Raw genomic sequence first — 12,522 nt, forward strand, 5'->3', positions numbered from 1 at the left:
TGGCTAACTGGCTAGCTGGCTAGCTGACTGACTGGCTGGTCGGTGGCCAGCGTAAGAGAGACTTTCCATGACTGCCAGCTGCTTTTTCCGGCCAGCAGACCCGTTGGCCAGTAAGCCAGTTGGCCTCTTCCTAGTGCGTCATCGCATACGTCACCACATTCACTCCCATCATGTAGGAGCGGGTGGAGAACGTTTCGAAGTACCACTCGCCGTAGGCCTCGCGTTCCCAGCCGTCGCCGATGTCGGTGTTGTGGGTGGCGACGACCATGACGCGGCCGTCGTCGTCGAGCCAGGCGCGCATCTGGGGTTCGCGCAGTGAACCGGCGGGATACTTGTGTGCGCCGGCGGGTTCGGCGGTGTCGCCGCCGGGACTGGCGAAGGGCAGCGCTGGGATCTGTGGCATTTCTTTCAGATCGAACACCGTGTGAAAGATGGGGTGCTCCGGCGTGAGCACGCGCCATTCGCGTCCCGGCAGCACGTTGCGCATGACCGTGGCGAACTGCTGCCATTCGGCATCGCCCCAGAAATCATCCACCCAGAGGAAGCCGCCGTTCGCGAGATAACGGGCCAGCGCGTCGATCTCCTCTTTCGCCAGCACCATGTATCCCGGGTCCGACATGTACAGCAGCGGAAAATCGCCGAGATCGGGTGCGGTCAGCAGCCGGCTTGCCGCCGTCTGCTTCACCTTGATACGGGTCAGGGTTGCGAGTCGTCGGCTGAAGTTGTCGTCGCCTTCTGGAAAATCCGTTTCCCACCGCGCCCAGAAGCGTCCGTCATAGACGTAGTAGGCCTCGCCCATGCCGCCTTCGCTGTTGTAGATCGCGCGCACGAAGTTGAGCCTGGACAGATCGGGCTGCTCGCCGGAGCGACCGCCGTCGCCCGGCAGGTCGGTATCCGCAACAGCCAGGACTGCGATGAACACCACGACGAGCACCGCGAGCGAGCGCAGTTTCAACATGCTCGCGCACCTTCCGCATTGCTGCACGCACCACCGAGTCGTCGGTAGTACTCGGCAATCGCCTCGCGATACTCCGGGGCGTCAGGGATCGATGCCGAGGTATGAGCCGACGGCGCGGCGCGTGTCTTTGCGAGCGCCGCGAGCGAGGCAAGCTCCAGGCGATCGACGAGTGTCGCCAGGGCCGCGAGCTGTTCGGCCATGGACTGACCGCTGAGCCCGCGCGCTTCACGTGCCATACGTCGCAGGGCCTGGATCTCCGCGGCCGACAGGTCCGTTCCCTCCATGCGATTCGCCATGGCCTCGAGGCGTTGCGCGACGTCGGCAGCGTCGCGCAGGCGGAACTGGCCCGAGCCATTATCCAGGGACGCCGCGGTCGCACGCGGATTCCACGCGGTCAATCCATTCGCTCGATCGGCAGTGGCGCCTTTGCCCGCCTCCGACGCAGATGCTTGCGCCGGTGGAGCGCCACTGCGTTGAGCGCCATTGCGCGGCGATGGATTCTCGCCGCCCGCTTCGCGCAGCGCGCGGCGCAGATTGCCGAGTTCGGCCAGCAGACGCTGCGGATCTTCCTGCTGCTGCGATTCCTGACGCTCATTCGCGGCCACCTTGGCGACGATGCGCAAACTGTTCTCCAGTCCGTCGAGGGCATCGGCGATCAGTCCCTCGCGTGGCGCAGCATCGCGGGCGCGCCCGTAGCGGATCTCGGCGGCGCTGCGTTCGAGGCGGTGCGCGAGATTGGTGGTGTCCAGTTCGGCCAGGGCCTCGCCCAGTCCGCGTGCTGCTTCCGGATTGCGGCTGCCGTGATCGTTCATGGTCGCACGCATGTCCTGTTGAATACTGCTCACATCGGCGGCCATACGCTGCTTGCTGTCGACCAGCTTGCGAACCCGTTCCGGCGCGAGCTGACCGCGCTGCTGCGATGAACCCATGGCGTCGCCGAGCGCGTCGTAAAGATCGGCTTCGACTTTGCGCTGTTCGTCGACGAGACGATTGGCGCGATCGGCCAGGTGCTCGAGCGCTTCGTTCAGGCTCTTGCCGCGCGGCTGCTGCATGCCTTCCAGCGCGCGGCGCAGGTTGCGTGCGGCTTCCGCCGAACGGCTGGCCGATTGCTTCTCATCGTCATTGCCGACATTGGCCGCGCGCATGTCGTCGAGCGCGCTGCGCATCGAGTCGAGTGCCGATTGCGCCGGACTACCCGACTGACCTGATTGACCAGCCTGACCTGATTGACCCGACTGACGCGACTGACGCGGCTGGCCCGACGACTGGTCCGGTTGGCCGTCCTGCGATTGCGCGGGCTGCGACGATGATTCCTGCGACTGCTGGGACTGTTGCAGTTCGGCGAGACGACGGCGCAGGTCCTCCGCCTCGCGCCGCAGTTGCTCCTGCTGCCAGCGTTGTTCCCGAGCCGGCATGTCGTTGCGCCCGGTGGCCTGCTGCGCCAGACGCTCCTGCCGTTCCGCGAGTTCCTTGAGCTTGCGGATCGCCTCGTCCAGTTGATCGCTCTCGTTACGTTGCGACAGCGGCGACTCGGTCTCGTAGTGATTCTTGTCGACGTCCATTTCGAGTTCGAACATTTCCGTGAAATTGCGGGCTGCCTGCTGGCCACCGCCCTGCGACTGTTCACGCTGCATCGCCACCTGCACATCGCGGAAGGCGGCCTCGGCGCGCAGCAACTGCTGCAACGCCTGCTGCTCCAGTGGAATGGCCTCATCGAGCTGCAGTTCGCCGAGATGCTTCGCCGCCGGATCCATCACGGCGGCGGCGCGATCGAGACTCTCGACGAATCGCCCGATGCGCTCGTCCTGCTCCACGTCGCCGCGTGCGCGGGTGCGCTCCGCCAGCGTGCGCGCCTGTGTCGCCAGTGTGACCTGCAGTTCGGACAGCATCTTCACGCTGTCCTCCAGCTGCGACCGCGAGCGGGTCTTCGCCCGCAGCGATCTCTGCGTATTCCACGTTGCCAGCAGAATCTCGCGCTGTCGTTCCGAGATCGCGCCCTGCTCCGCACTCATGTCATCGCCGCCGCCACCCCCGCCGCCCTGGCCTTCGCTGAAACGACGTTCGAACGGCTGCACCTGCACGACGAAGAGATCCGTTTCGACGCTCTGGCCGCGATCCCTCGCGACGGCGTAGTAGGAGACGAGATCACCCGGCGAGAGCAGACCGTTCGCCGCATCGCGCTGCTGCTCCTTGCCCAGCTCCTCCATGCGCAGCAGCGATTCGACATCCGCCTGCTTCGTGCCGGCTGCAATCCGACGCGAACGCTCTTCGCCGCCGTTCACCGAGTAGCGCAACTCCACCTGTTGCAGGCGGAAGTCGTCCTGCGCCTGCACCGCCACCGGCACTTCCTCGATGCTGGTCGCGCGCCAGTCACGTCCCGGCTTGCGGATCTCGATCGTGGGTTTCTGGTCATCGATGATCTCGATACGGTAGTCGTCGGTCAGCGCGACCAGTTCATCGACGACGCGTGCGCTGATCTGATAGCTGCCGGGACGCATGACGTCGATGGTGCCGGAACCGCCTGTCGGCGTCGGTTGCATGGTCGCTGGCTTGCCGTCGATCACGAGGACGGGCGACTCGAGGGGCGCGTTCGCGAACACCTCCACGTCGACGCGGGTAGCGGCGACGGCGCGAATATCACGCGAGAGATCGTCGGTGTGATTCGCCAGTCCGGTCCACTGCGGATAGCGATACGTCAGGCGCACGCGTTCGACCTTCGGCAGATCGACGACGCCGACACTGTGTTCGCCACTGCGTTCCTCGCCGCGACGATCCCGTGCAGTCACGTAGTAGTGCAGCGGCCCGCGCAGCGCGAAGAGCCTGAATTCCCAGTGCAGATCGTCGCCGTCCTGCACCGCCTGCATCGGCGCACGTTCCCAGGTCTGCTGATCGTCGAAACGCACCAGCACCTGCGCCTGCTCGGGCGCGAATCCCTCGATCGAGGCGCGGATCGTCAGATCGCTGTTACGACGCACCGTCACGTCGCCCGGCGCGACCGCAATGTGTCGCAGCGGCACGGCCGTGCGTGGCACCGCCGTTCCCAGGAGCAGATGGCGGCTGCCGTAACCCCAGAACGAGGGTCCGAGGTAGAGCAGGCTCGCAAGCGCAATGACGGCGGCGCTCACGATCGCGCCATTTATCCAGAGTCGCGAACCGGGGATCGCATCGCGCAGCGGCGTCGCACGATCAGCGCTCAGTGCGTCGGCAGCGAGCAGCTCCGTCAGCGGCGAGATGACTCCCTGCGCTTCGCGACGACGTGCATCGAGATAGGTCCGGATGCGTCCGGCTTGCGCAGGCAGCCGTCGCTCGAACTCGCAGGCGCCGTCCTGTCGTCGCAGGCGCCGCAGTGGTAATGCAATCAACGCGACCACACAGGCGAGCAGCAACGTTGCCAGCAGAACGCGACCGCTGATCACCAGGCCGGCCGTGAATCCATCGCGCTGCAGGAGCCACACCAGCGCGAGGATCACCGCCAGCGCGCTGCCGGTCGCTACCGCAGCGGCGCGCAGATATATATGTGTGCGAACACGACGACGCAGTTCGTCGAGGTACGACTCCAGTCGTGCGCGGGCGGTCATCGCGGCACCTCGCGACGCACGGCGAGGAAGTGGTTCGCGGCAAGGATCTGCGCAACGGCGAGCAGCATCGCGAGCAACAGCAGCCAGTAGCCGATACTCACGCGCCCCGGCGTCGCGGGATTCGCATCCGGGGCGACGGACGTCGGTGACTCCGGCCGTTCCAGCTTGAGCCAGCGCTGTCGGCTTTGATCCGACATGCGTGCCAGATTCGATTCGCGGATGTCGTTGTTCACGGCGAGCCACCTGGCGCCAGCGCCAGTACGAATTTCGTAGAACCCGCTTTGTTCGGGAATCAGGCGATCGGCGTTTGCAGTCGCGTCGAGCGTGAGCACGCGCCGGCCTTGCGGATCGAATATCTGCCCACCCTGCGCGGCGGTCAATCCGGTCATGACGACTGCGCCCACGCGCGCGCTCGCCGTTGCTGCGCCTGCACCGGTGAGCCAGTTCGCCGTCTGTGCCATGAAATTCACGAACAGCGGGTGCGTCGCGAAGTCATTCCAGTCGCGCGCCAGCGGTGTCGTAAGCACCAGCAAGCGACCTGCGCCCACGCTGCGTTCGATCAGCAACGGCCCGCCGTCCTGCAGTCCTATCAGCACCTTGTCCTGCTCCCCCGGCGCGACGCGCAGGTAGCGCAGAAAGTGGACGTCCTGCCAGCCGTCCGCGTTGCGCAGCGCCGGGTGACTGACCTCGACATGCGACACCCGAGTGGGCTTCGTGACGACGGTGCGTAACGACAGGCCGGCGAGTACGCCGCTGCGTTGTTCGCTCATGCCGGGACCGAGCATGACCAGCGCGGCACCGCCCCCACTGACATAGTCGGCGATCCGTGCACCGGCCGCGCTACTGAGCGCCGCCATGTCCGTGATCACGATGGCGGCATACGACTGCAGGTTGCGCCCTTCGATTTCGCTCGCCGGGCGCTGCTCCGTGTCGAGTCGCGGTGCCGATGCCGAACCGATCGCTGCCGCGGCATAGAGAGCATCGTCCGCGTCGCGGGAACGTGACACGACCAGGACGCGCGGATTGCTGCGCTCGAGGATGGAGAAATGCCGATCGTCCTGCGGCAGCGCGTCCTGCGGCTCCAGTCGTACTTCCATCCGGTGAGTGTTGGCATTCAGCGTGGGCAACGGCAGCAACACGCGGGCGTTCGCGAGCGCTGCGTCGCCCTGCCTCGCCTGCACCAGCAAATCTGGCGGCGGATTGCCTTCACCTTCCCTCAGCCCAGGCAGCAGCCGCGCCGGCCCGATCTGCAGCGGACGCCGCGCGGTCTCGACGCCGTCGATGACCAGCACCGCTTCCAGTTTGAGTACCGTCGTTGCCGAGGTGCGCACATGGGCCGCCACTTCATTCGCGCCCTCGCGTTGCACGGTCTCGATGAATGTATTGCTGGAAGGCTCGGCGCCCATGTCATGGAAGACGGATCGCGTGCCGGCTGGTGGCTCCAGATCGGCGAAGCGCAACGGCGTCGCCGACTGCTGCATGTCGGAGATCACATGCAACTCGACCGGCAGCCGTGCCGTACCGAGCCACGCGCTGGCGGTCGACATCAGCAATCCATAGTCGAGCCGCTCGTTGCCGGGTCGCAGTTCGCCGAGCGCCGTTCGCACGGCATCGCGCTGATTCACGCCCACCGCAGTGTGTGCAACCTGAATGCGACGTCCCGCGGCTTCGACCAGCAGCAACTGGTCGCCGGGACGCGCGCCATCGATGATGTCGCGGGCAGCATCCACGGCGCGCTGCCAGCGATCGCCGTACTGCATGGACAACGACGTATCGAGGACGATGGCATGCAGACGCGCGTCACGATTCACGACCGGCACCGCGCGCGGCGGCACGAGCGGTCCTGCAAACGCCAGCACCAGCACGATCAACAACAGAACGCGTAACGCCAGCAGCAGCCAGTAACGCAGCGTGCGCTTGGCCGTGCGCTGCGTCTCGCTCGCTTCGAGCAGCATCAGCGAAGCGAACGGATGCCGGGTCGGATTGGCGCGCGCCACCCGATGGAGCCACAGCGGCAATCCGATGGCGAGCAGTCCGGCAAGGATGGCGGGCGTGAGGAACATGGCAGGCTATGGCGAAAGACTCAGTCTGTAAGCGCATCGCCGCGTTGAGTCCCGTGTCTTGGGGCCTTCGAGCCTTTCGGGGACGCCGTAAATACATCCCTGTAGGCTCTGCCGAAAACATCCATGTTTTCGACAGCCCCGAAAGGCTCGAAGGCCCCAAGACACGTCCACAGCTTCGATCGACAGCGCCTGGAAGAAGCCATCAAGACAGCGCGCTCTTGCGACTGGAAGGACAGGGGGAGAGGCTTGGCGGACCCGGCGGCGGACGGGAAACACAACGCAGATCGGCACTCTTGATTCAGATGGCACGCGGCGCCGTGCGCGAAGCGAATCGGTGCTCAACGTTAGCGCAGACCAAGTGTTGCGGAGCCCTGCCTTTGAGTCTGCGATGTTTTTCGCCGGAGGTTTTGCCAAGACACCAGTCGCCAGCCGAAGGCGCGCGTGATCAAGGAAGGTCTGATCAATTCCACATCCGTCATTCCCGCGCAGGCGGGAATCCATTTGAATCAACTGGATGGACTCCCGCCTGCGCGGGAGTGACGACTTGGCCAGAGGTTCCTTGAAAGGGGATGCAAGTAGGCTACGCATCGCTGCTCACCTCCGCCGCTGCCGGAACAGCAGGTAACGCCGCAGCGCTTCGTTCAGCGGTTGATCGCTCGGCAGCAGTGCGTGGTGCGCACCCACGCTCGCGGCGACGGCACGCAGGCTTTCGAGATGTTCGTCCAGTCGCTGCCGGTAGCGTCGCTGCAGGAACTCCGGCGAGATGTTGAGACTCGCCCGGGTTTCCACGTCTTCGAGGACCACCGACTCGTCCCAATGCGGCTGGATCTCCTGCGGGTCGAGCACCTGGAAGATCATCACGTCATGCCCCTGCGCCGTGAGCGGCTGTACCGCGCGCGTCATCACGTCCGGCTTGCAATACAGATCCGAGATCAGCGCGACGAGACTGCGCCGTGTCAGGTGTTCGCGAACGCTGGCGATGCTCGCATCGAGATTGGTGCCGCCGCCGGGAGTCACCTGATCGACGGCGTGAATCACCGCCTGCAGATTGCCGCTGCGGGCCGGTCGTACCTGGCGCAGTCGCTCGTCGAACACCACGAGCCCGATCGGATCGTGCTGTCGCGCGCCCAGGTAGGCGAGCGCGGCAGCGAGAAACTTGGCGTACTGCAGCTTGCTGACCACACCCGGACCCGAGGCGTAGCCCATCGACGCGCTGGCATCCAGCAGGATCATCAGGCGCGTATTGGTTTCGCCTTCATAGCGACGGATGTAGGTGCGGTCCGTCCGCGCGTACACATTCCAGTCGACGAAACGCGGATCGTCGCCTTCGGCATAGGCGCGATATTCGCGGAATTCCTGGCTGAAGCCGAACTGCGGCGAGCGATGCAGGCCGGTGAGGAAGCCATTCACTGCCGTGCGCGCGATGAGCTCGAGATTGGCCAGGCTCGCGAGCGTCTGCGGCGGCAACAGATGGGGCGCGGCGTTCATCGCGCAATGACTTCCTTCAACACCGCATCGACGCTCATGCCGTCGGATTCGGCCTGGTAGTTGGTGAGTACCCGATGTCGCAGCACCGGTAGCGCCAATGCGCGCAGATCATCTTCAGTGACGTGATAGCGGTTCTGCATCAGTGCGCGCGCCTTGGCGGCGAGGCACAGGAACTGTGTAGCTCGCACGCTGGCGCCATAACGGACGTAACGCCGCACCGCTTCCGGCGCCCCGGCCTCGCCGGGTCGCGTCGACCGGACCATCTGTACGGCCAGCTGCGTGATTTCCTCAGCCACGGGCACCTGCCTGACCAGCCATTGATACTTCACGATCTCCTCGGCGCTGGTGCACGCCGCGATCGGCGGCGGCTGCATGCGTGTCGTGTTGCGGTGGACCACTTCGACTTCGTCCGCCGCATCGAGATAGTCGAGCAATACATTGAATACGAAGCGGTCGAGCTGGGCTTCGGGCAGCGGATACGTACCCTCCAGCTCGATGGGATTCTGGGTGGCGAGCACGAAGAACGGCGGACGCAGCGAATGTGTCGTGCCGCGAACGGTCACCGAGTGTTCCTGCATCGCCTCCAGCAGCGCCGCTTGCGTCTTGGGCGGTGTGCGATTGATCTCGTCGGCGAGCAGCACGTGGGTGAAGATCGGACCGGGCACGAAGGTCCAGCGACGATGGCCGGTAGTGATGTCGTCTTCGATGATGTCGGTGCCGGTGATATCCGTCGGCATCAGGTCGGGCGTGAACTGCACGCGCTTGAAGGTAAGTCCGAGCGCATCGGCCAGCGTACGCACCAGCAATGTCTTCGCTGTTCCCGGCATGCCGGTGATCAGACAATGACCGCCGATCAGCAAGGTCAGCAGCAGGTGCTCGACGACATCGTCCTGACCGACGATCACCTTGCGCACTTCGGTGCGGATCGCGCCAAACTGTTCGTGAAACTTCGCCACCAATGCGGCGGCCTCGTCCGGCAGGACGGCTGACATCGTGTCCGGCAGGACGGCTGACATCGTGTCCGGCAGGACCGCCGACGCCGTGTCGAATGGAACTTCGTGCGTCGATGTCTTCATTCCGTGCGCTCCTCGATCATCTGCAGCAGCAGGGCCTGCGCGGGTTTGTAGTGCGGTGCGGTTTCAAGTGCTTCGAGCAGATGACGCCGGCTGGCAACGGCATCCCCCTGCGTTCGCAATGCGCGAGCCATGCCGAAGTGCGCCATCGCGGGATCGTGACTGTCCAGCGCGAGCAGTACCTGAAACTCACGCAACGACTCTTCCGGCCGTCCCGCGGCCAGCAACTGCTCACCCAGCGTGCGGTGCTGCGCGGCGTTGAGCGGATCGGCGTAGTTCACGGCGGCCAGCACCTCACTGGCTTCGCTCGTCCGATTCGCCTGTTCCAGCCATTGCGAGAGTTCGCGTAGCGCTGCGGGGTCCCATCCGCCCATGGCGCGGAAGCGCAGCAGCGCATCGATCGCCTCGTCGCGGCGCCCCGTCTTGTCCATGGCGCGCGCGAGCAGCGGGTAGGGACTGGCCGGACCGATATCTTCGGGATAGATGGCAATCGCGGCGCGCGCCGGTTCTATCGCTTCTTGCCACTGTTCGGCCATGATGGCCTTGCCGGCCGACTGGGAGGAGCGCCGCCATTCGTCGAAGCGAGCCAGCACATTGCCGTAGCGCTGCTGCAGAAATGCCTGGAACCCGCGATCGAACTCCTCGGCGGAAATCTTCAAGGTCGATTCCACCGCCGCGCGCGTCGTGGTCTCACGTTCGAACTGACGCACCAGCGCCGGTAGTTGCGCGAAACCCCAGCGCTGTTCGATGAACAGACAGATCAATCCTGCCTGCGCATACGACACCTGCACCTGGTTCGGGTACTGCGGACGAATGAAGCCGGAGTCGAGATCCGCCACCGGCAGCAGGCGCTGTTCGCGCATGGCGACGAGCACATCGGGCGTGATGACGACACCCGGCGTCGGCCCGGTGCGCCATTCTTCGAAGACGGAAACGCCTTCGCTCAGCCAGCGCGGCACGCGGTTGTCGGTCATCGACAGCGTGAAGACATGCGCCATCTCGTGCCACAGCGTCGTGCCCCAGTGAAAGTCGCCGGTCGCGCGTCCCGACGGGCTGTCCATGACCACGAGATCGCCGAACGTCACGCCGAGCAGGCCAATGCCGGGCAACGCGGCGACACGCACCGCGAAATCATCGTGCTCTGGATACAGCTCGACCGTCAGCGGCCGGGTCGGCCGGTAGCCGTAGCGCTGCGAGAACGTAACGATGCTGTCGCGCGCGACCTCCATGACATAGGGGTGCAGCGCAGCTGCCTCCTTCTTATGCAGCCGCAACCGCAACTCGACCTCCGACGCCGGCGTGCCGGCCGTGGCCGGCAATGTCAGTTGCGTCGATGACGTCTGGATCTCGTCGACACGATCGAGCAGTCGCAGCGTATTCACCGTGGTCGGGCTGTAGGGATCGCCTTCGTACGCGAGCTGCAGGTGCTGGCGCGCCGCGTCGATGTCGCCGAGTCGCAGCAGGTTCGCACCCAGGTCGGCGTGGGCCGACCACAGCGACGGCTGCACTTCGACAGCCTTGCGCAGCAAGGGCGTCGCTTCGCCATAGCGGCGCCGCATGACCTCGAAACGTGCCAGTGATTCGAACACCGCGCCGTACTGCGGGTTGTAGTTGAGCGCCCGGTTGACCCAACTGTTCTTCAGCATCGCCGCGCTGTCGCGCCCGCGTGCGAGATCGAGGGTGGCCCGGGCCGAGTACAGCTCCAGCGGCGGAAATTTCGAATCTGCGCGTTTTGCCGCGCGGTCGAGCGCCTTGTCGGCGTCGTCCAGTCGCCCATCTTCCAACGCCATCCGCGCCGCGAGCAGATGCGCTTCGAACAGCGCGTCGTCTTCCTGCAGCAGCTCGTTCAGCAGTGTTCGCGCCTGTCCTTCGAAGCGATCCGCATAGACCTGCGCCAATGCGAGCCGGCCATAGGTGTCATTGGGCGAGAGTTCGAGTGCTTCGCGCAGCAGCTTCTGGGCATCGGCATATTGATGCGTACTGAGGTACAGCCGCGCCCAGCGGACCCGTGCATGGATCAACCGCTGATTGCTGCGCACGGCCTCGCGGAAGAAACGATTGGCGCGTTGCAGATCGCCATTTCGCCATGCCGCTTCTGCGCGCGTGACGGCGCTGTATGGTCCGTTGATCAGGAGCGTGTAGCACTCGCGCGCCACGCTGTCGCGACCGCGGTAGTAATCCTCGTCACAGGCGCGCAGCTCGTCGGGCCGACGCGGGTCGTAGTCGATCGATTGCGCTGTTGCGCTTCCCGCCAGGCCGAGGAGAAGGACGCCGGAGTAACCGCATACAACGCAAAGAGCGCACAGAAAGGAATACCTGGTTTCGCCTTCTTTGCGTTCTATGCGCTCTATGCGGTTACTCTGATTCTTCCTCATGGCTGCACTCCCGCCGGAGGCTGCGCGGCATCGATCTGCCGTTGCAACAGCGCGAGTTTGACGAGTACGCCTTCGAGTTCGTCGTAGTAGTTGTCGGCATCCAGCGCTGCCTTGCGTTCGCGAACGCCATCGAATTCGCGTTCGATACGCACGCGTTCCGCGTACATCGCATTGACTGCCGGATCGGTGGTCACGCGCGCAGCAGTGCCCAGGCGCGCCACCTGGAAGCGCGCGGGTTCGGCGCCGGCAATGCGCGCGTGCTCCGTGGCCAGCAAGGCCTCCGCCTTGAACGACTCCGCGACCTTGCGAGTCGCATAGTCATACGCCTCCGTGACCGTGATGACGTCGTCCTTGTTGGTATCGGCCTCGAGCGTCGTCAGCGCGACCGACCAGTATTCCGCAAAGCGCGTCGCCGTCTTTTCGCCGCCGCCCTTGGTGGCCGTGATGACGATGCGGCGATCACGCTGCCATTGCTCGATTACTGCGCCGCTGGCGCTGGTGGCATTCACGATCAGCTGCTGGCGCGCGGGAATGGCATCGAACAGCGCGGCAAGTTCAGCGGCCGTCAGATCCGGCCCCGGCAGATTGAGCCGATACAGATCGCCATCGAAACTGCCATGGCCGATGAGCGTGACGATTACCTGATCATCCGTACCGGCCTTCGCCGCGATATCGCGCAGCGCGCGCCGCACGCTTTCCCGATCCGCCTTCGCTCCGGACAGCACGATCGTGCCCGTCTCGCTTCCCGTCAGTTGCCGTGCAGCAACGGCCAGCTTGTCGGCCTGCTCGACGAATCGTTTCTCATACTCGGGTTCGCCGCCCAGACCGGAGACGATCAGAGAGTAGGTGGCGGCACGGGTTGTGGCGGATAGCAGCAAGGCGGCAGCGGCGAGCAGCCAGACGACACTCCTGAAGAGGGCTGCTGGATACTGGGCACTGGGCGCTGGCCAGAAAAGGAGGACGCGTCTCTTCCTTCTTGCCAGAGCC

At 65.0% G+C, this 12,522-nt stretch carries 7 protein-coding genes; all 7 read right to left on the reverse strand.

Annotation, left to right across the window (positions count from 1 at the left end):
- Positions 1-130: 130 nt before the first annotated feature.
- On the reverse strand, positions 131-958 hold the full coding sequence (locus VIZ63_RS13640; protein ID WP_331610205.1) for a DUF4159 domain-containing protein: 828 nt from the start codon (positions 956-958) through the stop codon (positions 131-133).
- Positions 952-4,536: a hypothetical protein gene (locus VIZ63_RS13645; protein ID WP_331610206.1), complete on the reverse strand. Its 3,585-nt coding sequence runs from the start codon at positions 4,534-4,536 to the stop codon at positions 952-954. The genes VIZ63_RS13640 and VIZ63_RS13645 overlap by 7 nt, the downstream gene beginning before the upstream one ends.
- Complete coding sequence (locus VIZ63_RS13650) at positions 4,533-6,599, reverse strand: BatA and WFA domain-containing protein (RefSeq protein WP_331610207.1); 2,067 nt, start codon at positions 6,597-6,599, stop codon at positions 4,533-4,535. Before VIZ63_RS13650 ends, VIZ63_RS13645 begins: the two co-directional genes overlap by 4 nt.
- Before the next feature lie 594 nt (positions 6,600-7,193).
- Positions 7,194-8,087, reverse strand: a complete 894-nt coding sequence (locus VIZ63_RS13655) for a DUF58 domain-containing protein (RefSeq protein ID WP_331610208.1) — start codon at positions 8,085-8,087, stop codon at positions 7,194-7,196.
- Positions 8,084-9,163 (reverse strand): MoxR family ATPase, encoded by a 1,080-nt coding sequence (locus VIZ63_RS13660; RefSeq protein ID WP_331610209.1) that lies wholly within the window; start codon positions 9,161-9,163, stop codon positions 8,084-8,086. The genes VIZ63_RS13655 and VIZ63_RS13660 overlap by 4 nt, the downstream gene beginning before the upstream one ends.
- Positions 9,160-11,535, reverse strand: a complete 2,376-nt coding sequence (locus VIZ63_RS13665) for a tetratricopeptide repeat protein (protein WP_331610210.1) — start codon at positions 11,533-11,535, stop codon at positions 9,160-9,162. The genes VIZ63_RS13660 and VIZ63_RS13665 overlap by 4 nt, the downstream gene beginning before the upstream one ends.
- Positions 11,532-12,413, reverse strand: a complete 882-nt coding sequence (locus VIZ63_RS13670) for a C13 family peptidase (RefSeq protein ID WP_331610211.1) — start codon at positions 12,411-12,413, stop codon at positions 11,532-11,534. The genes VIZ63_RS13665 and VIZ63_RS13670 overlap by 4 nt, the downstream gene beginning before the upstream one ends.
- Positions 12,414-12,522 lie beyond the last annotated feature (109 nt).

Source organism: Povalibacter sp., assembly GCF_036520495.1.
GTDB lineage: Bacteria > Pseudomonadota > Gammaproteobacteria > Steroidobacterales > Steroidobacteraceae > Steroidobacter.